Origin of the sequence: Zhihengliuella alba (assembly GCF_039538765.1) — a bacterium.
In the GTDB taxonomy this organism is placed as follows: Bacteria; Actinomycetota; Actinomycetes; order Actinomycetales; family Micrococcaceae; genus Zhihengliuella; species Zhihengliuella alba.
In genome coordinates this window covers 598,343-622,405 of the sequence record NZ_BAABCJ010000002.1, presented here as the reverse complement: position 1 = coordinate 622,405, position 24,063 = coordinate 598,343, and the positions used below count along the sequence as shown (strand labels likewise).

Sequence of the window (24,063 nt, the reverse complement as noted above, 5' to 3'; positions counted from 1 at the left end):
ATCTGGCATCGATGGCCGCCGCGCCGCGAGGACACTCCTCCGGCCGGCGGCCGTCGTCGTACGCGGTCCGGAACTCGGGCGCGGGCCGGCGGTGCGCTATTTTGGTCGGGTGCTGCTCTCCGACCGCGACATCCGTGCCGAACTCGACGCCGAACGCATCGGCCTGGACCCGTTGGACCTGTCGATGGTCCAGCCGTCCAGTGTGGACGTGCGGCTCGACCGCTCCTTCCGCCTGTTCGACAACCACAAGTACGCCCACATCGACCCGGCCGTCGACCAGCCGGAGCTGACGCGTCTGGTCGAGGTGGATCCGGACGAGCCGTTCATCCTGCACCCGGGCGAATTCGTCCTGGGCGCCACCTACGAGCGGGTCACGTTGCCCGACGACGTCGCCGCGCGCCTCGAGGGGAAGTCGTCGCTGGGGCGGCTCGGCCTGCTGACGCACTCCACGGCGGGGTTCATCGATCCCGGCTTCAACGGACACGTGACCTTGGAGCTCTCCAACATGGCGACGCTGCCGATCAAGCTCTGGCCCGGGTCCAAGATCGGCCAGCTGTGCTTCTTCCGGCTCACCTCGCCCGCCGAGCACCCATACGGATCGGGCGAGTACGGCAACCGCTATCAGGGCCAGCGCGGTCCGACGGCGTCGCGGAGCCACCTCAACTACCACCGGACCGAACTCTCGAACTGACGGGCTCTGGACCTGGCGGGCTCTCGACCTGACGGGGCCTCGAACTGACGCCCGCCCCCGCCGGCGTCAGGCGCGCCCCACGTCCTCGGGGCGCCGGACCGGAAGCAGCAGGGCGAGCCCGAGGAGCAGCACCAGCAGGATGCCCAGGATGCCGTACCGCTGCGCGTCCCCGGCGGCGACGTGCGGGGTCGCCAGGACGATCGCGAACGTGAACATCGCCGGGGCGAGGAAGCTCACCGCGCGCCCCGTGGTGGCGTAGAGCCCGAAGATCTCCCCCTCCCGGCCCGGCTCCGCGAGCCGCGCGATGTAGGCCCGGGAGGAGGCCTGCGCCGGCCCCACGAAGAGGCACAGCAGCAGACCGAAGATCCAGAAGCCGCGGCTGTCGGGGGAGAAGAAGACTCCGAGCGCGGCGACGACCAGACCCATCAGCGAGCAGACGATCACGGCCTTGGGCCCGAACCGGTCGTCGAGCCGTCCGCCGATCATGGCGCCCACGGCGGCCACCACGTTGCCGGCGATCGCGAAGACGATGACGTCCGCCGTCGCGAAGCCGAAGGTCCCGGCCGCGATGATCCCGCCGAACGTGAAGACCGCGGCGAGGCCGTCGCGGAACACGGCGGAGGCGAGCAGGAAGTAGAGCGTGTGCCGGCTGTCCCGGTAGAGGCGCATGATGTGCTGGCCGAGCTGGCGGTAGCTGGTGAGGACACTGACCCGCTGGGTGCGCCGGCGCTCGATCTCCGGGACGGCGAAGAGGACGGGCAGGGCGAACACGAGGAACCAGACGGCCGAGAAGACGGCCACCAGACGGAGGTTCAGCGCCTCGCCGGTCTCCGCGCCGGGCCAGTCCAGCACGGGCTGCACGAACCCGAACAGCACGAGGGCGAGCGCCAGGATCCCGCCCAGGTAGCCCATGCCCCAGCCGAAGCCGGAGACCCGGCCGATCGTCTCCGGCGTCGAGACCTGGGGGAGCATGGCGTAGTAGTTCACCGTGGCGAACTCGGCGAAGATGCTGGTCAGGGCGATGAGCGAGACGCCCAGCAGGAGGAAGTCCGGCGAGGGGTAGACGAAGAAGCACGCGGCGGTGGTCAAGGCCACGAGGCCGGAGTTCACTCCCAGCCACAGCCGGCGCCGCCCGCCCGCGTCCGAGCGCTGTCCGGTCACCGGGGCGAGGACGGCGATGGCGAAGCCGGCGATCGCGAGCGCGGTGCTCAGGGCGGCCGAGTTGGCGTCCGTGTCGCCGAACTGCTCGCTGGTCAGGTACACGGTGAAGACGAAAGTGGTCATGACCGCGTTGATGGCGGCCGAGCCCCAGTCCCAGGAGGCCCAGGCGAGGACCTGGGACCGACGCGGGGCGGCGGCCGGGGGCGGCGTCGCCGGGCCGTACGGCTCGCCGGGGCCGGTCCCGGGCCACGCGGGCCGGACGCGTCCCCGCCCGGGGTTCTCGCCGGCCGCGGGAGTCTGATCGTCGGCGCCCCGGGATGCTCTCATGATCGCGATCATATGCGGCCCGCACCCCTCCGGGATACCGCTCCGGCCGGTCCGTGGACGGCCCGGTTCCGGTGCGCGGCCCGGATCCGCCGCCGCGTCCGGAGGGGTCGTCCGATGCGACCCGGCCGGGGGTGGTCCGGTAGTGTATTTCAGACTGAGAGGGGTGTGGTGCGGTGATCGTGACGATGCTGGTCCTCTTCGGCGCCGCGCTCGTCGCACCCCTCCTGTTCGCTCGGATCGGCCGCGCCTCGTTCTACTTGGTGGCGCTGGCCCCCGCGGCCGGTTTCGTCTGGCTGCTGACGCAGATCCCCGCCGTCGTCGCGGCCGACCAGGGCGCCCTGAACGGCGCCCCCAACGCCCCGCCGTCGTACATCGTCCAGTGGGTGCCGTCGCTCAGGCTGGAACTGGCGTTCCGCCTCGATGCCCTGGCGGCCGTGCTGTGCCTGCTGATCCTCGGCATCGGCGCGCTGGTCCTCTTCTACTGCGCCCGCTACTTCAAGAGCGACGACCCGGACATCGGTCCATTCGGCGCGCAGCTGACCGCGTTCGCCGGCGCGATGTTCGGCCTAGTCCTGGCGGACGACCTGATCCTGCTCTTCATCTTCTGGGAACTGACCACCGTCCTGTCCTACCTGCTGATCGGCTACTCCCGCCATCGCATCGCCGCCCGCCGGGCCGCGCTGCAGGCGCTGCTGGTCACCACGTTCGGCGGGCTGACCATGCTGCTCGGGCTGATCCTGCTCGGCGAGCGTGCCGGGACCTACCGGATCTCGGAGATCATGGCCGACGCCATCGCCGGGGCCGACCACCTCTCCGGCACGTCCATCGACGTCGCGATCCTGCTGATCCTGGTCGGCGCGATCTCCAAGTCCGCGCTCGTCCCGTTCCACTTCTGGCTCCCCGGCGCCATGGCCGCCCCCACGCCGGTGTCGGCGTACCTGCACGCGGCCGCCATGGTGAAGGCGGGCGTCTACCTGATCGCGCTGCTGGCCCCCGGATTCAGCGGGACGGCGTTCTGGCACCCGGTCCTGGTGGTCCTCGGCCTCGCCACCCTGCTCGTCGGCGGCTGGCGGGCCCTGCGCCAGACCGACATCAAGCTGATCCTCGCCTACGGCACGGTCTCCCAGCTCGGCTTCCTCATCCTGGTCAGCTCGCTGGGCACCCCGAACGCCGCCCTCGCGGCCCTGGCGATGACACTCGCGCACGGGTTCTTCAAGGCTGCCCTGTTCCTGGTCGTCGGCATCATCGACCACCAGGCGGGCACGCGCGACGTGCGCGAGCTCTCCGGCCTCGGCCGTCGCGCGCCGAAGCTCTTCCTCGTCGCGCTCGTCAGCGCCGCCTCCATGGCCGGGGTGCCGCCGCTGTTCGGCTTCGTCGCCAAGGAGTCCGTGCTCGGCGCGGCGCTGGAGCTCGGCGAGGCGGGTACGACGGCGTTCGGCGGCTCCCTGCTCGGGGTCGCCACGGGCACGTGGATCGTGGTCGGGATCGTCCTGGGGTCGATCCTCACCTTCGCCTACAGTGCGCGCTTCGTCTGGGGCGCCTTCGCCGCCAAGCGGGATGTGGCGCCCACGGAGTTCACGCCCGTGCCGTGGCTGTTCCTCGCCGCGCCGGCCGTGCTGGCGGCCGCCACGGCAGTCCTCGCCTTCGTCCCGGCGCCGCTGGAGCACCTGGCCCAGCCCTATGCCGATCTCTTCGGCACCGCCGAGCACCCCGCCCATCTGGCCCTCTGGCACGGCCTCACCCCGGCACTGGGTCTCTCCGCGGCGATCCTCGCGGTGGGCGCGCTGATGTTCGCCGGGCGCTCCGCCGTCGGAAGACTCCAGGACCGCGTCCCCGCGCTCGTCGATGCGGAGGCCGTCTACCGCCACACGGTCGGCGGCATCGACAACCTGGCCGTCTGGGTCACCGGCCGCACCCAGCGCGGCTCCCTGCGGTTCTACCTGATGGTCATCATCGTCGTCGGCGCGGCCACTCCGGCGTCCGCGGTGATCCTCCTGGACCAGCCGGTGCCCCTGCACACCCTGGCCTTCGAGTCGCCCACCCAGCTGGTCATCGGCCTGACGATGATCGCTGGCAGCCTGTTGGCGGTGCGGGCCCACCGGCGCTTCCTCGCCGTCCTCATGGTGGCCGTCACGGGCTACGGGATGGCCGTCATCTTCGCGCTCCACGGGGCACCGGACCTGGCGCTCACGCAGCTTCTGGTGGAGACCATCGTGCTGATCGCGATGGTCCTCGCGCTGCGCTCGCTTCCCGTGGAGCTGTGGTCCTCCAGTCCCTCCGGCCACCGGATCCTGCGCGCGCTGCTCGCCGTCGGCTTCGCCCTCGCGATGGTCTCCGCCACCGTCGCGGCGCTCGCCGGCCGTGTCGCCGATCCGATCTCGCTGGCCCTGCCGGACATGGCGTACGTCGATGGCGCAGGGGAGAACATCGTCAACGTCATCCTCGTGGACATCCGCGCCTGGGACACGTTCGGGGAGATCACCGTCCTCGCCGCGGCCGCCACCGGCATCGCGAGTCTGATCTTCGTGCGCGGCCGCGGCGACGGCGGGAAGGCCCTGCAGGACATCGAGTCCGGCACGGTGGACCGCGGGTCGGAGCACATCCACTCCTCGCGGCGCAGCGCCGCCCTCGCCATCGCCCGCCACTTCGCCCGCACCGACCGCGAGGCCTGGCTCGTCGCCGGCCGGACACTGGCGCCGGAGCGCCGGTCGATCGTCTTCGAGGTGGTCACCCGCCTCATCTTCCACACCCTGCTGCTCGCGTCCGTCTACCTGCTGCTGGCCGGGCACAACCTGCCCGGCGGCGGGTTCGCGGGCGGCCTGCTCGCCGGGCTGGCCTTCTCGATCCGCTACCTCGCCGGTGGCCGCTACGAGCTCGCGGAGGCGACGCCGATCAGCCCGGGCACGCTGCTCGGACTGGGGCTCGCGGTCTCCGCCGGCAGCGTCATGGTGCCGTTCCTCGTGAGCGGGAACCTCTTCGAGTCCTTCGCCCTGGAGTTCACCCTGCCGGTCTTCGGGGACCACAAGTTCGTCACGTCGACCGTGTTCGACGTCGGCGTGTACCTCGTCGTCGTCGGGCTCGCGCTGGACGTGCTCCGCAGCCTCGGCTCGGAGATCGACGAGCTCTCCGAGGGCCGCGGCATCACGGAGCGGCACGACGACGGCGAGTCGTGGCAGCACGACCGCGACGCGCGCGGCGGCTCGGACGACGTCGTCCGGCGCGACGCCGCCCCCGACGGCGCCCCTCAGCCCGACGGACCTGTCCCGCCCGACGACCTCGCCCCGGGGAACCGGATGATCCACGACAGCGCCTCCGGCGCGCGGACGGAGGCCGACCCGCGATGACCACAGCAACAGCAACAGCAACCGCAATCGCCACGGCGACCGCCGCCGGGTCCGGCGAGCCCCTGACCATCAACGTGCTCCTGCTGGTCGTGATGGGCGTCTTCTTCGTCGCCGGCATCTACCTGCTGCTCGAACGCAGCCTCACCCGGGTCCTGCTCGGCATCCTGCTGACGGCCAACGGCGTCAACCTGCTGATCCTCATCGCCGGCGGGCCGGCGGGCCTCGCCCCGCTGTACGACGGGGAGGTCGCCGCCCGCGACTACGCCGACCCGTTGCCGCAGGCCCTCGTCCTGACGGCGATCGTCATCACGTTCGCGATCACGTCGTTCATGCTGGCGCTGATCTACCGCTCCTGGGTGATCGCCCGGCGCGACGAGGTCGTGGACGACCCCGAGGACATCCGCGTCGCCGAGCAGCACCACTTCGACCCCGAGGAGGACGCCGTCATCGCGGCCGAGACCACGGAGTTCGCCCCCGACAACGACGACCCGGAGAAGCCGCCCACGGCCGGCGCCCGTCCCGGCCGTCCCGCCGGCCCGGACCGAGCCGCCGAGGCCGGCGGCCGGCCGGGCCCGGAGCGGGGTGATGCCTCGTGAACGAGCTCCTGGAGCTGATCACCAGTGTCGCGCCACTCGCCGTCGCCCTGCCGATCCTCGGCGCGGCGCTGGCCTTCGTCCTCCGCCGCCGCAGCCGCGCCCAGCGCACGATCACCATCGGCACCCTGTGCCTGACGCTCGTCCTCGAGATCTCCATGATGGTGAATGCGTGGCGCAACGGCGCCCAGGCCGTGTTCCTCGGGGACTGGCAGGCGCCGTGGGGCATCACCATGGTCGTGGACGAGTTCTCGTCGCTGATGCTCGTCGTCTCGACGGCAGTCAGCCTGGCCGTCCTCCTCTATGCCACAGCACAGGGCATGGTCGACGGCGACGGGGACGGACCGGTCTCGATCTTCCACCCCACGTACCTGATCCTCGTCGCGGGCGTCTCCAACGCGTTCCTCGCCGGCGACCTGTTCAACCTGTACGTGGGATTCGAGATCCTGCTGACGGCGTCGTACGTCCTGCTCACGCTCGGCGGCACGGCGCCGCGCATCCGCGCGGGCATCACCTACGTCGTCGTGTCCGTGGTGTCCTCGATCCTCTTCCTGATCGCGATCGGCCTGATCTACGCGGCCACCGGCACCGTGAACATGGCCGACCTCGGGATGAAGCTCGGCGACCTGGAGCCCGGCCTGCGAATGATCCTGCACCTCATGCTCCTCGTGGCGTTCGGCATCAAGGCGGCCGTGTTCCCGCTGTCCTTCTGGCTCCCCGACTCCTACCCGACGGCCCCCGCACCCGTGACGGCGGTGTTCGCGGGCCTGCTGACGAAGGTCGGCGTCTACGCCATGGTGCGCACGGAGACACTGCTGTTCCCGGGCGACAGCCTCAACACCCTCCTCATGGTGGTGGCCCTGCTGACCATGCTGATCGGGATCCTCGGCGCCGTGGCGCAACAGGAGATCAAGCGAATGCTCTCCTTCACGCTGACCAGCCACATCGGCTACATGGTCTTCGGGCTCGCGGTGGGCAACGTGGTCGCGCTCGGCGCCACCGTCTACTACGTGGCGCACCACATCATCGTCCAGACCTCGCTGTTCCTGGTCACCGGGCTCATCGAGCGCCGTGCCGGAACCTCCAACGTGGACCGGCTGGGGTCCCTCGCCAAGCTCTCCCCGGTGCTGGCGGTCCTGTTCTTCGTGCCGGCGATGAACCTCGCCGGGATCCCCCCGCTCTCCGGGTTCCTGGGGAAGCTCGGGCTGATGCAGGGAGGCATCGATCTGGGCACGCCCCTGGTGTGGGTGCTCCTGGCCGGCGCGGTGCTGACCTCGCTCCTCACGCTCCTGGCCGTGGCGCGCGTGTGGAACCGGGCGTTCTGGCGCAAGGCGTCCGATGCCGAGGAGCCCGAGCCCGTGCTCCTGCGCAGCCTCGCCGCCGCGGAGGCCACCGCGGAATCGTCGGTCGACGACGGCGCTGCCCCGGTCGACCCGGTCGGCCCCACAGCACGGACCGCGGGCGTGGAGCGCGGCCGCGCGGTGCCGCACATGATGGTCGGGGCCACTGCCGGTCTGGTGGCCCTCGGCGTGGCACTGACGGTGTTCGCGGGCCCCCTCTTCGAGTTCAGCGACCGTGCGGCCGCCAGCATGTTCGAGCGCAAACCTTACATCGAGGCGGTCCTCGGCGAGGGATCGTACGACGGCGAGGCACCGGTCGACGTCGTCGAGGGCAATATCGATGGCGAGCCCGAGCAAGGATCCGGCTCCGAGCAGGGAGGGGGCGGACGATGAGCAACGCAGGCGACGCGCAGGCCGGCCGCCGGTGGTCCCGCCTCCGGGCCCGAGCGCGGCAGCGTCGGCGGCGCTTCGCCGTCGAACTGCCGCTCCTCATCGGCATGATGCTGGTCTGGGGCGCGCTCTGGCGGGACTTCTCCCTCGGGAACCTGATCTTCGGCCTGCTCATCTCGACGGGGATCGTCTCGCTGTTCCGCCTGCCGCCGGTGCGGCTCACGGGCCGGTTCAATGTCTGGTGGGCGCTCGTGTTCATCGTCAAGTTCGTGGGCGAGGTGGCCGTGGCCAGCTTCCAGGTGCTCTGGTGGTCCCTCCGGTACGGGCCGCGCATCCGCAGCGCCGTCGTCGCCGTCCGGCTGCGCGCCCGCGAGGACCTCATGGTGACCGCCACGGGGCACACGATGACGCTGATCCCGGGCTCGTTCGTCGTCGAGGTGGACCGGGGGACCGGGACCCTCTACATGCACGTGCTCAACCAGTCCGGACCGGACAGCGCGGAGCGGTTCCGCCGGCACGTGCTGGACACGGAGAAACTGATCATCCGGATCATCGGTACCCCGGAGGAGGTCCGGCGCGTCCGCGACGAGGAGGCCGGGCGGGCGGAGCCGCCGGCCCAGCCGACCCTCGAGGCCGCCCGCGGACAGGAGGACGTCTCATGATGCTGACCGCTGCCGCGTGGACCGCGGGGATCCTGCTGAGCCTGGCCGCCGTGCTCGTCATCATCCGGCTGATGCGCGGACCGTCCATCCTGGACCGCGCGATCGCCATGGACGTGCTGCTGGCGATCATCATGGCCGCGCTCTGCGTGGACATGGCCGTGAACGGGCACCTCAACCACATGGCTTTCGTGGTGGTCGCCTGCGTGGTCGGCTTCATCGGCACGGTGACCATCTCGCGCTACGTGACGGACCGGAGGAACACCTGATGCCCGACGCCAGCCTCTGGGTCACCCTCCGCGACGCGACGACGGCGGTCTTCCTCGTCGTCGGAGCCCTCATGTCGCTCGCCGCGGCCGTCGGCATGCTGCGCTTCCCCGACCTCATGTCCCGCATGCATGCGGCGACGAAGCCGCAGGTCCTCGGGCTGCTCCTGATGCTGGCCGCCGTCGCCCTCCAGATCGGATCGTGGAGCGCCGTGCCGGTGCTGGTCCTGGCGTGGCTGCTGCAGCTGGTCACCGCGCCGGTCAGCGCCCACATGGTCGGCCGGGCGGGGTATCGCACCAAGCACCTCCGCCGCTCGATGCTCGTCAACGACGACCTCGGCGACGTCGTCGAGCACGCCGCCGGGCGGGAACGCGACCGGGCCGCGCATCACCACGGGGGCGCGCTGCACGACCAGGCCGCGCCGGACGACCGGGAGTCCGGCCCGGAACGCGAAAGCGCGGCCGACGACAGTCGACCGCGCTAACGGCACCGGGAGGCGCCGGGGGCTCGTGGGCCCCGCCGGGAGGAAGGTCTCAGACCTCGTCCGCGGTGCGGCGCAGGTACGCGATGGCACCGTCGGTCCCGCGCTTGGTGAGGACCTGGATCACCGCAGTGACCACCGACGACGCGATGGCGAAGCCGAGCGCCTGGCGCAACGAGGCCTCGGCCACGGCCTCCTTGTCGCCGGGGCGAGGTGCGGGCTGCCCCGTGGCCTTGCGCCAGAGCCCGTCGAGGAGCTTGGAACCGGCGATGCCGGCTGCGACGGACACCAACGCGCCGAGCGCTTTCAGGATCAGTTTCATGCGGGCGACTCCCGTATCTCTTGCTGGCGACCTGCGATTACCAACTCAGCATAACGCGGCGCTAAACTTAGCCTCACCAGATACGACAGGGGAGCGTTCGCCGTCGTCAGCGCCGGGAGACCGGCCGACGGCAGAACGCTGAGAGTGCGCACAGACGCAGACCCTCGAACCTGCTCCGGCTAGTACCGGCGAAGGGAGTCGAGCTCTTGGGGTGCCCAGCGGCACCCTCCCCTCCTTGACCTCAAGGAGGAAGAACATGGCAACACCGATCAATTCCACGGCCGGGCCCGCCGCCAAGGCGCCCAAGGCCGCGTGGCGCGTCGTCGACATCGTGGTGGCGTCCGTCATCGCCGTCGTCTCCGGCGTGATCTTCTGGGCCTGGAACATGTCCTACGCAGGGCTCGACTTCCTGTGGGCGGCGTTCCCGCCGTCGTCCGGCATCGTCATGGGCATGTGGCTGTTCCCCGGCGTGCTCGGCGCGCTGATCATCCGCAAGCCCGGCGCGGCCCTGTACTGCGAGCTGCTCGCCGCCGTCATCTCCGCCTTCATGGGCTCCCAGTGGGGCTTGACCGTCCTGATGTCCGGGCTGCTGCAGGGACTCGGGGCCGAGGCCGTGTTCGCCTCCCTGCGCTACCGCCGCTGGGGGCTGCCCGCGGCGATGGTGGCCGGAGCGGGCATGGCCGTCTTCGGCACGGTCAACGACCTCTTCATCTCCAACTGGTACCCGATGTACACGCTGCCGATGAAGTTCGCCCACATGGGCTTCGCCGTGCTCTCCGGCCTCCTGATCGCCGGGCTCCTCTCCTGGATCGCCACCCGCGCGATCGCCCGGACGGGGGCGCTCTCCTCGCTGGCCTCGCGGAGGGCGGCGCAGGAACCGGTCGCCGGCTAGGGCATGGCGATGAGTCCAGAAGTGACGAGCCCGCAGAGGCTCAGTACAGAGGACGGACGCGAGGACGCGGACGGAAGGATCGCGAGCCAGTGCGGGGATGCTCCACAGTTCGGTGGCGCGCCGCACCGGGACGGGACCGCGGGCGCCGAGGTCGTCGCGTCCGACTGGGGCTGGCGGCATGCGGGCCGGGAGCGGCCCGCGCTCGCCGGCGTCGACTTCCGGGTCGCGCCGGGCGAGCGGGTCCTGCTCGTCGGGCCGTCCGGGGCCGGCAAGTCGACGCTGCTGCACGCCCTCGCGGGGGTGCTCCACGCGGACGACGACGAGGCCGAGTCGACCGGCTCCCTGGCCGTCGGCGGGGCTCCGGTCCGCGCGACCGGGAACGGCTCAGAGCTCGGCTCAGGGACCGGCGTGGCCGGAGCAGCCGTGACCGGCGCTGCCACGACCGGCCTGATGCAGCAGGACCCGGAGACGCAGGTGGTCCAGTCCAAGGTGGGCGACGACGTCGCGTTCGGCGCCGAGAACCTCGCCGTGCCGCGCGAGGAGATCTGGCCGCGCGTCCGCGAGGCGCTCGACGCCGTCGGACTCGGCGATCTCCCGCTCGACCACCCGACGAGCTCGCTCTCCGGCGGCCAGAAGCAGCGTCTGGCGCTCGCCGGGATCCTGGCGATGCGCCCCTCGCTGCTGCTGCTCGACGAGCCCACGGCCAACCTCGACCCGGACGGGGTCGAGGAGGTGCGCGACGCCGTCGTGCGTGTCCTCGAGCGGACCGGGGCGACGGCGTTCATCGTCGAGCACCGGCTCGGCGCCTGGGCACCGCACGTGGACCGGGTGCTGGTCCTGGAGCCGGCCGGCGGGGTCCTGGCGTCCGGGACGCCGCGTGAGCTGTTCGGTCCGGGGCCGATGCGCGAGCGGCTCATCGACGCCGGCGTCTGGGTGCCCGGGTACGTTCCGGAGGTGTCGCCGCAGGCGCACGCCGGGACCGGCAGGGCCGCGGTCCGGGCCGGCGGGGAGACCGGTGGCGAGGCCGCAGGGACCTCCGGCCCGTCTGGTTCGTCTGGGGCGGTCGGGGCGTCGATCGCGACGGCCCGCGGTCTGGCGGTCGGCCGCGGGGCCGCCAAGCGCGGCGACACCCCGACGCTGGCGGGCGTCGACCTCGACCTCACGGCCGGCCGCGCGCTCTGTATCACCGGCCCGAACGGCGTCGGGAAGTCCACCCTCGCCCTGACGCTCGGCGGGCTCCTGCCGGAGTTCGCCGGCGACTACGAGTATGCGAGAGCGGGCGGCCGGCTGCCGCGGCGGCCGTACAGCTGGCGGGCAGCGGATCTGGTGAGCCGGATCGGTTCGGTGTTCCAGGAGCCGGAGCACCAGTTCGTCACGACGACCGTACGCGAGGAGCTCGAGTACGGGCAGCGGCACGCACGCGACGACGACGGCGAACGACTGTTCTCCGAGCACGAGATCGCCGAGCGGACGGACCGGCTGCTGGCCCGGCTCCGCCTGTCCGAACTGGCCGAGGCGAACCCCTTCACGCTGTCCGGCGGGGAGAAGCGGCGACTGTCCGTCGCAGCGGTCCTCGCCACGCGGCCGCGCGTGCTGGTCCTGGACGAGCCGACATTCGGGCAGGACGCCAACACGTGGCGGGAGCTCGCCGAGCTGATGCTGGCGGAGCGGCGGGCGGGGACCGCGATCATCGCCGTGACGCACGACGAGCACTTCGCGGCCGCCATCGGAGCCGAGCAGGTGGACGTCCGGGATCTCGCGCGGCGGGCGACGCCGGACGGGAGCGAGGCCGTCAAGGCCGCCGCTGCGGACGGCGCGGTCCGCGCCGTGGGCGAGCCGCGCGGAGAGCATCCCGGTGAGGCCGCGGGCGCGCACCAGCCGGGGAGGAGCAGCCGGCCGAGCCGGCCGAGTCGCCTGAGTCTGGAGCCGAGCACCGGCGCCGCGACGAGCTACCTGGGCCGGACGAACCCGCTGGCGAAGCTCGTGGCCCTGGCCTTCGTGACGATCCCGCTGGTGGTCTCGATGGACTTCGTGAGCGCGGCGATCGTGGTTGCGGCGACGCTCGCGATGCTCCCGCTGAGCGGTGTGCGTATCCGCGATTTCCTGCGGCGAACCTGGCCGCTCATCATCGCGGCCGTCTTCGCCGCGTGGGGAACGGCCCTGGTCGGGGAGAAGACGGGGGAGATCCTGTTCGAGGTCGGCTGGTACAGCATCTCGACGGGGTCCGTCGCCGGCGGCCTGGCGACGGGGCTGCGCATCTTCGCGGTCGCGCTGCCGGCGGTGCTGATCGTGGCGAGCACCGATCCTACCGATCTGGCGACCGGGCTGGCGCAGAAGGCGCGTCTGCCGCATCGGTTCGTCCTGGGTGCGCTCGCGGCGATGCGTCTGGTGGGACTGCTGGCCGAGGAATGGCAGGTGCTCGGCATGGCCCGCCGGGCGCGTGGCGTCGGCTCCAACGGCAGTCCCTGGCAGCGGGCGAAGGCGAACGGTGGGCAGGCTTTCGGGCTGATCGTGCAGGCGATCCGCCGTGCCTCGCGGCTCGCCGTCAGCATGGAGGCGAAGGGATTCGGCGGGCCGGAGCGGACCTGGGCGCACGAGTCGGTCTTCACCGGCAGGGACGCGGTGGTGGTCCTCGGTGGGCTCCTGCTCGGCGTCGTGACGGTGGGGGCGGCCGTGGGGCTGGGGACGTGGAACGTCGTCTGGGCATCGTAGTCTCGTCGGCTGCTGGAGGGGCGTCGGAGGGCATCTCCGGCGCCCCTGCTGTGTCATCAAAGTTATGTCATTCGCTGTGGAAAACTCGGCGGTCGCCCGTCGCGGAGGTTAGGCTCGTGTGGCGCTGGGGGAGTGAAGCACATCACGAGGGGTAGATTCATGCGGTTGAAGAGGTCTGGCGTTCTGGGCGTCGCGGCGGTGTCCGCGGCCCTGGTGCTGAGCGGTTGCACGGACTCTGACGGTACGACGACGGAGCCCACCGAAGCAGCGCCGACCACCTCTACGGCCCCCGAGACCAGCGCCTCTCCCACCCCGAAGCCGGCCACTTCCACGTCGCCCGCTGAGAACATTGAGCCCCCGGTGATGCCGGAGGAGGCCAAGGAGTTCACGGCCGAAGGTTACGAAGCGTTCGTCAACTACTGGTTCGAGGCGCGCGATTATGCCCTGGAAACCGGAGATACATCAATTCTGCCTCCGCTGTCGGGCGAGGACTGTCGTCACTGTGAAATGACGATCAAGATGATCGATGACGTTTCGTCGAAGAACCAGTGGATTGTCGGAGGCGCAATGGATGTGGGCGATTTTTATACACCGTTCAAGAAAGATCAAGACGGCTCCATCCACTCTGTTATAAAAATCGCGCAGAACCCAGGGAAGGCCTATTCGTCGGATGGGCCTGTCACTGAGGATGACACAGATTTTCAAGTATTCGACGCGGCCTTTGAATTTAAAGCCGTGTATAGCGATGCTTCGGGTTGGGTGGCTACGAGCATAGAAATGATTCAGTGACGAATTCCCTCCAGGTCTGGAGAATGATCGCGATGAGTCTCATCGGGACTCTCCTAACCGTGAGTCCAGCTGCAGCGTCCACCCCGGCTCCGCCCTCTGCGAGTGCAGAGGCAGAGGGAAGCAAGCTCAATGCTTGGGTGACCTCGCCGACCACTGGCCAAGGTTCGAGCGGTGGCGATCAGGGCAGTGGCTCTGACGCTAGTGGTGAAATCGTTGAGGAAAGCGGCCAGGAGTCACCAAAAGTGCGTGAGATTTGGCTTCCCTACTGTTTAGATGATGCCGGTTCGTCTTTAGATCAGACTTGCATCGAGGCAACTCGGTCACTTTGCGGGGAGGAGGAGCGTCTCTTTTTACGCTATGTCTTTCCCCCGGGTAGCGGAGAGAGGGTCACGACTAACACTAGACGGTGCCTGAGCGCTCAAGAGCAGGATAGGGCCGATGTTGCAGAGCAAGCGTCGCAACCCATTATTCTTACGAACCGAGAATTCCGTTCTCTGCCGCTGGCCGGATCGCAAATCAATTTTCAGGATGAGGTCGAGGGGTGGGGTGTCGCGCTGGTCGGGCATCACGTGAATGTATGGGCCGATAGTGAGGCGCAGACCTTGACGACGACTATTCTCGGTACCGAGGTGGAAGTGCGTGCGACTCCGATCGAGTATCGGTGGTCGTATGGGGATGGTCGGACGCGCACTGTGGCCGAGGCCGGCAGTCCGCGGCCCGACGATGCGGATCCGTACGAGTTCTCGACGCCGACGAGCGTGGTCTACGAGGAGACTGGAAACTACGACATCGGTCTCGAGACCGTGTACACGGGCCAGTTCCGCTACAACGGTTCGCCGTGGCTTCCGGTCTCCGGTGTGGCCGTTGTTCCCTCGGATCCGCGTGGTGCCAGCATCTGGGAGACGGTCACCCGCAACGTCGCCGAGGATTGCGTGGACAACCCGGATGGGTGGGCCTGCCGGTCGCCCTGGCTCACCACGCCGCCCTGGGAGAAGTAGGGACTACTCGATGGCCTCGATCAACCCCGACAGCTCGGCCGTGAGCTCGCCATCCGTGGAGATCGCCTCACCGTCGATGGAGGTCACCGGTGTCAGCAACCGGACGCTGGAGACCAGCCACACGGCGTCCGCCTCGAGCAGGTCCTGCGGGACGACCGGGCCGTAGCCGAGCTTCCAGCCCGCCTCCTCAGCCTGATCGAAGAGCGCGCCCTGAGTGGTCCCCGGAAGGATCCCGGTCCGCAGCGTTGGCGTGATGAGTCGCTTCTCGTCTCCGTCGCGGGTCGCGAGCAGCACCGTCGACGTCGGCCCCTCGAGCACCCGCCCGTCGCTGGACGTGAAGATGACATCGTCCGCACCGTTGCTACGGGCGTAGCGCAGGGCCGCCATATTGACGGCGTAGGACAGCGTCTTCGCGCCCATCAGCAGCCACGGCGCACGCTCCGCAACCGTCGAGTCGTAGCCGCGGTCCAGGAACAGCACACGCACGCCGGACTCGCGCTGCTTGCGCCCGAGAGCCGGGGCCGGCGAGACCGTGACCCACGACGTTCCGTGCCCGGAGCCCTCCGAGCCGCGCGTGGCGATCAGCTTCACGACCGCCTCGGCCTCCCCGCCCGGCGCGTCGGCGGCGGAGGCGCTGCGGCGAGCCTCGTCGTCGTACTGCGCTACTGCCGTGGCCACGGCGGCACGCCAGGCGTCCTCGGCAGGGACCTCCAGATCCGACAGCTGGGCCGATGACTGCAGTCGCGCCAGATGCATGTCCAGTTTCCGGACCGCGCCGCCCTTGTACAGCGCCGACTCGAAGACGCCGTCGCCCCGGGTGACGCCCTGATCCAGCACGGAGAGCTGGGGCGCCGAGGCGTCGGCCACGCGACCGGCGGGAGCGGAGGGGTCGATGAACACCAAGACAGTCATGGGCACCAGATTACTTGCCGCGCGAATCGCCTCGGCGCGACGGGCCGGGCGCCGCACGCTTTCATGCCCGACTAGGCTGGACCCGTTGCCGCGCGTCGTCGCGCAGAGATCGGCACGGCTGACGCCCGAACGGGCGATTTGCGCGGCCGAGGAGGAAGGTGGAACGTGGTCGACGCAGTGTCGCTCCTGAACGACATACCCGTCTGGTTGCTGGCCCTGGCGTGGGCGTTCGACGTCGTGGTCCGAGTCCTGATGCTCGGCATCGTGCCCGGGAACCGCCGTCCCACCACCGCGATGGCTTGGCTGCTGGCAATCTTCTTCATCCCCGCCCTCGGCTTGGCCCTCTTCCTGCTCTTCGGGAACTTCAAGCTCTCGGACCGTCGCACGCAGAAGCAGGTCCAGGTCAACCGCCGCGTCCTCGAGTCGACGCAGCACCTCGAGAGCGAGGACGTCACCGGCGACGCGCCGGAGTGGATCGAATCGGTGGTCTTCCTCAACCGCCAGCTCGGAGCCTTTCCGATGCACAGCGGCAACCGGTTCGACTTCATCACGGACTACAAGCGTTCCATCCTCGCCATGACCGGCGAGATCGAGCGCGCCGAGAAGTACGTCCACGTGCAGTTCTACATTATCGGCGACGACTCGGAGTACGTCTCCCCGTTCCTTGAGGCCCTCGAACGCGCCGTCGACCGAGGCGTGAACGTCCGGGTCCTCTTCGACCATCTGGGCACGCTCCGCGTCGACGGATACCAGAAGCTCAAGAAGCGGCTCACCGACGCCGGCATCGAGTGGCGCGCGATGCTGCCCATCTCGGTGCGCAAGTGGCGGTGGCGCCGCCCCGATCTGCGCAACCACCGCAAGCTCGTCATCGTCGACGGCGAGGTCGCCTTCACCGGCAGCCAGAACCTGATCGAGCCGGGCTACAAGCGGGAGGCGGCGCACCGCATCGGGCGCGCCTGGACCGACATCATGGCGCGGGCCGAGGGGCCAATCGTCACCGGCCTCGACATCGTCTTCGCGACCGACTGGTATCAGGAGACCGACGACGATCTCCTCGCCGACGTGGTCTCCGGAGGTCTTCAGCCGAGCCGCGGCGACATGCGCGCCCAGATCGTCCCCAGCGGCCCCGGATTCGAGTCAGAGAACAACCTCCGGCTCTTCAACGCGCTCGTCTACGGAGCACTGGAGCGCCTGACGATCACGAGTCCGTACTTCGTGCCGGACGATTCGCTGCTCTACGCGATCACGACGGCGGCGCAGCGCGGGGTCCGGGTGGAGCTGTTCGTCTCCGAGCGCGGCGACCAGTTCCTGGTGCACCACGCGCAGCAGTCCTACTACTCGCAGCTGCTCAGGGCCGGGGTCCGGATCTTCCGGTACGGTCAGCCGGCCGTCCTGCACACCAAGTGCTTCACGGTCGACGACACGGTGGCGGTCTTCGGATCCTCGAACATGGACATGCGCTCCTTCTCCCTCAACCGCGAGGTGTCGGTCATGCTCCTCGGGGCCGAGGCCGTCGAGGAGGTCAACCGGGTCCAGGACGAGTACCGGCTCGAGTCCAAGGAGCTCACGCTAGAGGAGTGGAACGCGCGCAAGCCCGCTGCCCGCTGGCTCGACAACGTCTGCCGCCTGACGGCGACCCTCCAGTAGCCGCAGCGCGTAGTCCGGCGGCGGGCCGGCTACCGGGGGCTTACGCGTCGGGGAACGGGGCGCCCAGCGCGTTCAGCACGCCGAAGGCCTTGGTCCGGACCTCGTCCCACTCGTCCGCCGGATCGGAGTCTGCCGTCACGGCGCCGCCGACGCCCAGCGAGAGCCGCCACGAAGCGTCGTCGGAGTCCTCGGCCGTCATCACCAGGCTGCGGATGACCACCGAGAGGTCGCAGGCGCCCGAGTCGGCGAAGTAGCCCACCCCGCCCGAGTACAGTCCGCGCGGCAGCCCGTCCTCCAACCGGTCCAGGATCCGCATGGTCGAGATCTTCGGGGCGCCGGTCATCGAGCCGGGCGGGAAGGCGGCCAGGACGGCCTCGGCCCGCGAGGCCGCCGGCCGGAGGCGTGCCTCGATGGTGGACACCATCTGGTGGACGCTGGCGTAGGACTCGATGGCACAGAGCCGCGGCACACTGAGCGTCTCCGGCGACGCGTTGCGCACCAGGTCGTTGCGCAGCAGGTCAACGATCATCACATTCTCCGCCCGGTCCTTCGGCGAGGACTCGAGATCGCGGCGCAGCGCGGCGTCCTGGTCCGGGTCGGCTGCGCGTCGCCGCGTGCCCTTGATCGGCTCGGCCCGCATCCATCCGTCGGCGTCGATCCTCAGGAATCGCTCGGGCGAGGTTCCCGCGAGAGCGACCCCGCCGGCGCGGAGGTAGACGGCGAACGGCGCGGGATTGGTCCAGCGGACCTGTCGGTAGGCGCGCCATGGATCCCAGCCCGGTGCGCGCGCCTCCAGAGCCGTGGTGAGGCAGACCTCGTAGCTGTTGCCCTCGCGGATCTCGGCCTGAGCAGCACGGACCTTCGCCTGGTAGCCGGCGGCATTGTCCCGGCAGGCGAACACCGGCGAGGGCTGCGGTGCGGGTTGCGCCGGGGCCTCGCCGGAGCAGGCCTGCAGGGCGTCCCGGACGCGGGACGTCCAGGCGTCCAGGGACGAGCCGGGCCCAGGGGAACTGTCCACCAGTGGACTCTGCGACTGGGGGGACCCCGGAACCTCCTCCTGCAGGGTCCAGGCCCGGCCGTCGTGGTGGTCGATGACCAGTGCGCGGCGGGAACGGAACAGCAGCGCGTCCGGGAGCGGCGCCGCAACGGGGGAGCCGCCGACCTCCCGCTTCAGCTCGTATCCGAGCCATCCCGTCCAACCGAGCTGGAAGTTGCACCCGCTGGAGGTGTAGCCGAGCGCTCCGTGGCCGGTCAGCCGGCGCGATCCGCCGTCCTCCGCCGGATCCCACCAGCGGGCCAGCCACTCCGTGAAGGAGCCCGGAACCCGGGCCGTGGCGGCGCCGACCCGCACGACGCTCCGGGGCGCGGGAGGCGAGGCGCCGTCGGCGACGGCCCCATGCTCGACCACCGTGGTCCCGTTCCCCGCCTGCTCCAGCCAACCGGGATCCGAGGCGACGGGGCCGCCGCCGGCATCGTCCGGGGCGGACGCAGCGCCGTCGTCGGCCAGCGCGATGATGCTGAAGCGATTGCGGGCCCCGGCGTCCCGGGCGTCCGGGTTCGACGACTCCAGCAGCGCCGCATGACGCGCGCGGTGCGCTCCGAGGCGCTCGAAGACGTCGGCGGCGACGACCGGGCCGTCCAGCCGGATCTCGTCCACCCGCTGGCTGATCGAGCGCGCGGCGACGACCTCGGACCGCAGCAGGTCGTGCAGGCCCGGCAGGTGCAGGAGGGCGGTCGCGGTCGACTCGACGGCCGATTCACCCTCGGAACGCCGGACGACGACGTCGGCGGCGGCCCGGACGTCGTCGCCCTCGAGCCAGCGGGCCTCCTGCGCGGCCCACTGCTCCCAGTACGGCCGGTACGTGTCGCCGTCGCGGTCCAGCGCGCGTGCCCGACGGACGTCGTCGTCCTCGTCGACCCACACCACTGCGTCCAGCAGGGGCCGGGCCGCCGCGGACGCCACGCCGACGCCCTCGACCACCACCACGTCCGCCGCCGGCGTGAGCCGGTGCTCGCCGGGGCACCCGCTGGCCCAGTCCCAGGCCCGCCACGGGGCGTCGCGCCCGGCGGAGAGCTCGGGCAGGATCTCGGAGGCGAAGGTCTCGATCGCGGCGGCGAGGCCGTCCCATCCCGGGTAGAGGTCCTCGAGGTGGAACAGCGAGACACGGTGGTGCCGGCGCAGCCGCGTGACCAGCTCCAGCGCCAGTGTGCTCTTGCCGGCGCCCGAGCGGCCGTCGATGGCGATCAGGGTCGGCGCGGTCCGGCGCGGGCCCGGTGAGGGCGAGCCGTCCAGGCCGGCGGGAGGCGAGGGGGTCAACGGTCAGCTGTCCGCGGGACGCGCGGAGCTCCGGATGTACTGGATCAGCCCCGGCATCGCCGCCATGATGAGCCGGTGGGCGGTCTCGAAGTCGCCCTCGTCGCCGAACCAGGGGTCGTAGATGCCCTGCGCCGAGAGGCCCGCCTCGGAGACGTCCGGATCGAAGGAGCGCAGCATGCGGACCTTCTCCGCGTCCTCCGGCGACGGGGCCAGCTGCCGCAGCGCGGCGTAGTGGTCGGTGTCCAGCGCCAGCACCAGATCGGTGCGCTCGAAGTCGGAGGCGTCGAACTGCCGCGCCACGTGGCCGGTGGTGTCGATGCCCTGCCGGTCTAGGAGCGCCCCCGCGCGGGCGTCGATGGGGTTGCCGATCTCCCACTCGCTGACGGCGCTGGAGGAGACGACGACGCCGTCGACCCCGGCCGCCTCGAGCTCGGTCCGGATGAGGTACTCGGCCATGGGGGAGCGGCAGATGTTGCCTGTGCAGACGGCGGTGATGCGGAACATGGGACCAGTCTAGGGAGCCGCGCGGGAGTGCGTGAGCCGCGGCACGCGCGTCGGCCCTCCGGCGCGGCTGCGGGGGCCGGGGCTAGTGCGTCAGGAGCAGCAGGACGGCGACGAAGATGAACAGCGTGCCGAAGCTGAGGTTCATGATGCGCTGGCCGCGTGCGCCCTCGGTGAAGCGGCGGAACGACTTGGCCGCCGCGGCGAAGAAGAACCACATCACGGCGATGTCCACGAGGACGACGGTCCCGATGAAGGCGGCGTACTGGGGCAGCAGAGGCGCCGAGGGGTCGATGAACTGGGGCGTGAACGCCAGGAAGAACACGATCGCCTTCGGGTTCAGCAGGTTCACCCAGACGCCGCGGCGGAACATGGAGGCAGCCCGCTCCGGGGTCCGCACGCCCGCGTCGTCGGCCTCGGGCGTCGGCTTCGCCAGCAGCAGCCGCACGCCCAGGTAGACCAGGTATGCGGCGCCGGCGTAGCGGATGATGTTGAACGCCAGCGGTGAACTCGCGACGAGCAGGCCCACGCCGGCGGCGACGACCAGCACGTGGATGAGCAACGCGAGCTGCTGACCGAGGATGCCCCAGAAGGAGCGGCGGAAGCCCGAGCTGATCGCATTGGACATCGTATTGATGGCGCCGGCGCCCGGGGTGAAGCTGATCAGAGCGCAGGCGCCGAGCAGGGGAAGCCATACACTCAACGTCACCGGGAGATCATAGGGCGGGCGCGCCGGGGAGCATAGCCGGGCCCGGTTCCGGGCCGATCCGGCCCCCAGTGACGTGGACCACCGACAGGACCGAGCGGTCACTGGTAGTGTTGATCTCCTGCGACACGAGCGGCGGACGCATTCCGCGCCGGCCCCGTGTCCTGCGTCGATCCTCCTGTCGTGCATGGCCCCACCGGCCATCGATACGTCCGAGCCTCCGTCCCAGCGACGGAACCGGACCGCGGTCAGAGACTTCGGCGACCTGCCGGCGCCAGCCGGCTGCCAGACCGCCGAGTGCTCCTGCCGACGGTCCCACTCTGATTGAAAGACAGTGATGACTTCCTTCGCTCAGCTCGGCGTGCCCGAGCGCCTGCTCACCATCCTCGACGGCATGGGCGCCACCAGCCCGTTCCCCATCCAGGAGGCGACCCTCCCGTCCACCATGGCGGGACGCGACGTCCTCGGCCGCGGCCAGACCGGCTCCGGCAAGACCCTCGCCTTCAGCCTGCCGATCGCGGCACGGCTCGCCGCCTCCGGCGTCCGCCGGGCCCCGTACCGGCCCCGCACGCTCATCATGGCGCCGACCCGCGAGCTGGCGACCCAGATCTCCCGCACCGTCGAGCCGCTCGCCTCGGCCCTCGGCCTCAAGACGGCCGTCGTGTTCGGCGGCGTCTCCCAGCACCGCCAGGTCCAGGAGCTCAAGTCCGGCGTGGACGTCCTGATCGCCTGCCCCGGCCGGCTCGAGGACCTCATCGGCCAGGGCTACGTGGATCTCTCCACCGTGGAGATCTCGGTGCTCGACGAGGCCGACCACATGGCCGACATGGGCTTCCTGCCCATGGTCCGCCGCATTCTGGACCGCCTGCCGCGCGGCATCCAGCACATGCTCTTCTCCGCCACCCTGGACAACGGCGTCGACACGCTGGTCAAGCGCTACCTCGACCGTCCGGTGACGCACTCCGTCGACGCGCCCCAGGCCGCCGTCGAGACGATGACGCACCACGTGCTGGTGGTCGACGCCGACGAGAAGAAGGAGCTGGTCCGCTCCCTCGCCGCCGGCACCGGCCGCCGCATCATGTTCATGCGCACCAAGCACCACGCCAAGAAGATGGCCCTGTGGCTGTCCAAGTCGGGCGTGCCCGCGGTCGATCTGCACGGCAACCTCAGCCAGAATGCGCGCGACCGCAACCTGGCGGCCTTCTCCGCCGGTGACGCCAAGGTGCTCGTCGCCACGGACGTCGCGGCGCGCGGCGTGCACGTGGACGGCGTGGAGCTGGTGGTCCACATCGATCCGCCGACCGAGCACAAGTCCTACCTGCACCGCTCCGGCCGCACGGCCCGCGCCGGCAGCGAGGGCGCGGTCGTCACCATCTCGACCTACGACCAGCAGCGCGAGGTCTCCACGCTCCTGAAGGCGGCCGGGATCTCCGTGCCGTTCCAGCGTGTGGCACCGGACGACGACGCCGTGCTCGCCCTCCGCGGTGCCGAGGCCGACGTCGTCGAGTACGTCGCGCCGCAGCCGCGCCAGCAGCAGGCACGCCCCAAGGCGGACCGGCCGCGCGGCGGCGGCGACGGGCAGGGCGAGGGCCGCCGCGGCGGCCGCTCGCGCCGTCGTCCCGGAGCTGATGCTCCCGCGGGTCAGCGCGCCCAGGGCGAGGGGCGGCGCAGCCGTCCCCAGCAGTCCGACCAGTCGGGCCAGGGCCAGCGCGGCCAGGACGCGCGTCCGGCGCGTCAGCGTCCCGCCCAGGACGGCGAGAGCCGCCGCGGTGGGCGGCCGCAGGGCGCCGGCCAGCAGGCCTCCGGCGGAGGCGGGCGCCGTGACGGCCAGGCCGGTGGCGAGGCCCCGCGTGCCCCTCGCGCGCGCCGCGGCACCCGCCGGGCCACCGCGCCGGCGACCGGGGACCGTCGCCGCTGAGGCACGGCCCCGATCGGACGATGCGCGGGCTGGGCCACAGGCCGGCCGGGAGCGTCGGCGGGTCTGAGCAGGCGTAGGCCCTGCATCGCCCCCGACCAGGCTTAGAGGGAAGGGCGGCAGCCGCACCGATGGTGTGGCTGCCGCCCTTCCGTCTGTCGTTCCTCTGCCGTGCCCCCCGTCGGGGCCCGGGGGCGCGTGGTCCCCGAGGGTGCGTGGCGTGGTCAGCCGCCCGCGGGGGCGCCGCCTCCGGCTCCAGTGGCGGAGCCGTCGGTTGCTCTGCCGGCTGTTCCTGTGGTCGCTCCGGCGGCTGGTCCTGTCGTCGCTCCGCTGGCTGTTTCTGGGGTCGCTCCGGCGGCTGTTCCTGTGGTCGCTCCGGCGGCAGTCGTCGAATCGATCGTCGTCGAGGCGCGCCGGAGGAAGCCCTCGATCAGACGGAGTTCCTCGTCCGAGTAGTCCTCGGCCATCGAGGCGAGCGCCATCGCCAGGGGCCTGAAGATGCCCGAGCCGGTCTGGCGGGCCAGGTCGGTGGTGTGCAGCTCCACCCGGCGGCGGTCGGTGGCGTCCCGCCGGCGCTCCACGTGTCCCTGCTTCTGCAGGCGGTCGACCAGTGCCGTGGTGGCCGGCGCGGAGAGACCGAGTCGCCGCGCCAAGTCGGACGCCGTGGCGGGATCGCCCGAGCGCTCGCTGTCGAGCACGGCGTTGAGCGCGTGCAGGTCGGTCTTGTGCACCCGTGCCGACCTCGCCGCCGAGTCGATGTAGCGGTCGGAGGCGACCGTGACCTGCTGGAGTGACTCGATCAACCGCCAGCGGAGCTCGGCGGAGTCCGCCGGTCCGGCCGACGCCGGCGAGGCTGCCTCGCGCGCCTGTGGTGCTCGGCCCGTCTGGTGAGCTCTCGGTGTCATGCTGCTCGGTCTCTTGGTGCTGGAGGTCGGTGTGGCCTCGTCGTACGGGACGGGTACTGCGGGGCGCGCGGGGTTCGATCATATCGCCGCCCCCGGGGACCGGCTAGTATTTCCATTGTCGAACTAATTCGACGGATCAGGCGCATCGCCGGGGTGCCGCGGCTCCCCGCCCTCGCCGCCTTCCCGGCACGGAC

General features: G+C 70.9%; 20 protein-coding genes and 1 riboswitch. Of the genes, 13 read left to right on the top strand and 7 right to left on the bottom strand.

Annotated features, from left to right (window positions below; genetic code table 11):
- Window positions 1-109 precede the first annotated feature (109 nt).
- Window positions 110-691, top strand: a complete 582-nt coding sequence (gene dcd, locus ABD784_RS08545) for a dCTP deaminase (protein WP_344882862.1) — start codon at window positions 110-112, stop codon at window positions 689-691.
- A 66-nt stretch (window positions 692-757) separates the two neighbouring features.
- On the opposite strand, the gene ABD784_RS08540 is transcribed toward dcd, so the two are convergent.
- Complete coding sequence (locus ABD784_RS08540) at window positions 758-2,179, bottom strand: MFS transporter (RefSeq protein WP_344882859.1); 1,422 nt, start codon at window positions 2,177-2,179, stop codon at window positions 758-760.
- Between the two features lie 173 nt (window positions 2,180-2,352).
- On the opposite strand from ABD784_RS08540, the gene ABD784_RS08535 reads away from it, so the two are divergent.
- The 6 genes from ABD784_RS08535 to mnhG are packed head-to-tail and all read left to right on the top strand — an operon-like array spanning window position 2,353 to window position 9,256.
- A complete protein-coding gene (locus tag ABD784_RS08535; RefSeq protein WP_344882856.1) occupies window positions 2,353-5,523 on the top strand; it encodes a Na+/H+ antiporter subunit A in 3,171 nt (1,056 codons plus the stop codon).
- Entirely contained in the window at window positions 5,520-6,119 is a 600-nt protein-coding gene (locus ABD784_RS08530) for a Na(+)/H(+) antiporter subunit C (protein ID WP_425582945.1), read from the top strand. Before ABD784_RS08535 ends, ABD784_RS08530 begins: the two co-directional genes overlap by 4 nt.
- Complete coding sequence (locus ABD784_RS08525; protein ID WP_344882853.1) at window positions 6,116-7,849, top strand: Na+/H+ antiporter subunit D; 1,734 nt, start codon at window positions 6,116-6,118, stop codon at window positions 7,847-7,849. The genes ABD784_RS08530 and ABD784_RS08525 overlap by 4 nt, the downstream gene beginning before the upstream one ends.
- Window positions 7,846-8,508, top strand: coding sequence for a Na+/H+ antiporter subunit E (locus ABD784_RS08520; RefSeq protein WP_344882850.1), 663 nt, complete (start codon window positions 7,846-7,848; stop codon window positions 8,506-8,508). The genes ABD784_RS08525 and ABD784_RS08520 overlap by 4 nt, the downstream gene beginning before the upstream one ends.
- Window positions 8,505-8,774 carry a monovalent cation/H+ antiporter complex subunit F gene (locus ABD784_RS08515; RefSeq protein ID WP_425582944.1) on the top strand — a complete coding sequence of 90 codons (270 nt, stop codon included), beginning with the start codon at window positions 8,505-8,507 and terminating at the stop codon, window positions 8,772-8,774. The genes ABD784_RS08520 and ABD784_RS08515 overlap by 4 nt, the downstream gene beginning before the upstream one ends.
- Complete coding sequence (mnhG, locus tag ABD784_RS08510) at window positions 8,774-9,256, top strand: monovalent cation/H(+) antiporter subunit G (RefSeq protein WP_344882847.1); 483 nt, start codon at window positions 8,774-8,776, stop codon at window positions 9,254-9,256. Before ABD784_RS08515 ends, mnhG begins: the two co-directional genes overlap by 1 nt.
- A 49-nt stretch (window positions 9,257-9,305) precedes the next feature.
- Here the strand turns inward: mnhG and ABD784_RS08505 are convergent, their stop codons facing one another.
- Window positions 9,306-9,575: a DUF4235 domain-containing protein gene (locus tag ABD784_RS08505; protein ID WP_309080940.1), complete on the bottom strand. Its 270-nt coding sequence runs from the start codon at window positions 9,573-9,575 to the stop codon at window positions 9,306-9,308.
- A 77-nt stretch (window positions 9,576-9,652) separates the two neighbouring features.
- A riboswitch (TPP riboswitch) is annotated at window positions 9,653-9,789 on the top strand.
- A gap of 42 nt (window positions 9,790-9,831) precedes the next feature.
- Between ABD784_RS08505 and ABD784_RS08500 the strand changes: the two genes are divergently transcribed.
- From ABD784_RS08500 to ABD784_RS08485, 4 genes are all read left to right on the top strand, one after another.
- The gene (locus tag ABD784_RS08500) at window positions 9,832-10,467 is read left to right on the top strand and encodes an ECF transporter S component (RefSeq protein ID WP_344882844.1); all 636 of its coding nucleotides are present in this window, start codon (window positions 9,832-9,834) and stop codon (window positions 10,465-10,467) included.
- A gap of 9 nt (window positions 10,468-10,476) precedes the next feature.
- On the top strand, window positions 10,477-13,179 hold the full coding sequence (locus ABD784_RS08495; protein WP_344882841.1) for an ATP-binding cassette domain-containing protein: 2,703 nt from the start codon (window positions 10,477-10,479) through the stop codon (window positions 13,177-13,179).
- A 159-nt stretch (window positions 13,180-13,338) separates the two neighbouring features.
- Window positions 13,339-13,968 (top strand): DUF6318 family protein, encoded by a 630-nt coding sequence (locus tag ABD784_RS08490; protein WP_344882839.1) that lies wholly within the window; start codon window positions 13,339-13,341, stop codon window positions 13,966-13,968.
- 692 nt (window positions 13,969-14,660) lie between these two features.
- Window positions 14,661-14,966 carry a hypothetical protein gene (locus ABD784_RS08485; protein ID WP_344882836.1) on the top strand — a complete coding sequence of 102 codons (306 nt, stop codon included), beginning with the start codon at window positions 14,661-14,663 and terminating at the stop codon, window positions 14,964-14,966.
- Between the two features lie 3 nt (window positions 14,967-14,969).
- Here the strand turns inward: ABD784_RS08485 and ABD784_RS08480 are convergent, their stop codons facing one another.
- On the bottom strand, window positions 14,970-15,878 hold the full coding sequence (locus ABD784_RS08480; protein WP_344882833.1) for an aminodeoxychorismate lyase: 909 nt from the start codon (window positions 15,876-15,878) through the stop codon (window positions 14,970-14,972).
- A 165-nt stretch (window positions 15,879-16,043) separates the two neighbouring features.
- Between ABD784_RS08480 and cls the strand changes: the two genes are divergently transcribed.
- Complete coding sequence (gene cls, locus ABD784_RS08475; RefSeq protein ID WP_344882830.1) at window positions 16,044-17,525, top strand: cardiolipin synthase; 1,482 nt, start codon at window positions 16,044-16,046, stop codon at window positions 17,523-17,525.
- Between the two features lie 40 nt (window positions 17,526-17,565).
- Here the strand turns inward: cls and ABD784_RS08470 are convergent, their stop codons facing one another.
- The 3 genes from ABD784_RS08470 to ABD784_RS08460 form a co-directional block, all read right to left on the bottom strand.
- Complete coding sequence (locus ABD784_RS08470; protein ID WP_344882827.1) at window positions 17,566-19,842, bottom strand: chorismate-binding protein; 2,277 nt, start codon at window positions 19,840-19,842, stop codon at window positions 17,566-17,568.
- 3 nt (window positions 19,843-19,845) lie between these two features.
- Complete coding sequence (locus tag ABD784_RS08465; RefSeq protein WP_344882824.1) at window positions 19,846-20,346, bottom strand: low molecular weight protein-tyrosine-phosphatase; 501 nt, start codon at window positions 20,344-20,346, stop codon at window positions 19,846-19,848.
- A gap of 82 nt (window positions 20,347-20,428) precedes the next feature.
- Window positions 20,429-21,052, bottom strand: a complete 624-nt coding sequence (locus ABD784_RS08460; protein ID WP_344882822.1) for a LysE family transporter — start codon at window positions 21,050-21,052, stop codon at window positions 20,429-20,431.
- A gap of 334 nt (window positions 21,053-21,386) precedes the next feature.
- Between ABD784_RS08460 and ABD784_RS08455 the strand changes: the two genes are divergently transcribed.
- Window positions 21,387-22,967 (top strand): DEAD/DEAH box helicase, encoded by a 1,581-nt coding sequence (locus ABD784_RS08455; protein ID WP_344882820.1) that lies wholly within the window; start codon window positions 21,387-21,389, stop codon window positions 22,965-22,967.
- A gap of 221 nt (window positions 22,968-23,188) precedes the next feature.
- Here the strand turns inward: ABD784_RS08455 and ABD784_RS08450 are convergent, their stop codons facing one another.
- Complete coding sequence (locus ABD784_RS08450) at window positions 23,189-23,869, bottom strand: MarR family winged helix-turn-helix transcriptional regulator (RefSeq protein ID WP_344882817.1); 681 nt, start codon at window positions 23,867-23,869, stop codon at window positions 23,189-23,191.
- Window positions 23,870-24,063 lie beyond the last annotated feature (194 nt).

Excerpts from the sequence above, each read along its gene's own strand:
- ABD784_RS08540 (WP_344882859.1), bottom strand. The coding sequence starts at position 2,179 with ATGAGAGCATCCCGGGGCGCCGACGATCAGACTCCCGCGGCCGGCGAG.
- ABD784_RS08530 (WP_425582945.1), top strand. The coding sequence starts at position 5,520 with ATGACCACAGCAACAGCAACAGCAACCGCAATCGCCACGGCGACCGCC.
- ABD784_RS08520 (WP_344882850.1), top strand. The coding sequence starts at position 7,846 with ATGAGCAACGCAGGCGACGCGCAGGCCGGCCGCCGGTGGTCCCGCCTC.
- ABD784_RS08515 (WP_425582944.1), top strand. The coding sequence starts at position 8,505 with ATGATGCTGACCGCTGCCGCGTGGACCGCGGGGATCCTGCTGAGCCTG.
- mnhG (WP_344882847.1), top strand. The coding sequence starts at position 8,774 with ATGCCCGACGCCAGCCTCTGGGTCACCCTCCGCGACGCGACGACGGCG.
- ABD784_RS08505 (WP_309080940.1), bottom strand. The coding sequence starts at position 9,575 with ATGAAACTGATCCTGAAAGCGCTCGGCGCGTTGGTGTCCGTCGCAGCC.
- ABD784_RS08500 (WP_344882844.1), top strand. The coding sequence starts at position 9,832 with ATGGCAACACCGATCAATTCCACGGCCGGGCCCGCCGCCAAGGCGCCC.
- ABD784_RS08495 (WP_344882841.1), top strand. The coding sequence starts at position 10,477 with ATGAGTCCAGAAGTGACGAGCCCGCAGAGGCTCAGTACAGAGGACGGA.
- ABD784_RS08490 (WP_344882839.1), top strand. The coding sequence starts at position 13,339 with ATGCGGTTGAAGAGGTCTGGCGTTCTGGGCGTCGCGGCGGTGTCCGCG.
- ABD784_RS08480 (WP_344882833.1), bottom strand. The coding sequence starts at position 15,878 with ATGACTGTCTTGGTGTTCATCGACCCCTCCGCTCCCGCCGGTCGCGTG.
- ABD784_RS08465 (WP_344882824.1), bottom strand. The coding sequence starts at position 20,346 with ATGTTCCGCATCACCGCCGTCTGCACAGGCAACATCTGCCGCTCCCCC.
- ABD784_RS08455 (WP_344882820.1), top strand. The coding sequence starts at position 21,387 with ATGACTTCCTTCGCTCAGCTCGGCGTGCCCGAGCGCCTGCTCACCATC.
- ABD784_RS08450 (WP_344882817.1), bottom strand. The coding sequence starts at position 23,869 with ATGACACCGAGAGCTCACCAGACGGGCCGAGCACCACAGGCGCGCGAG.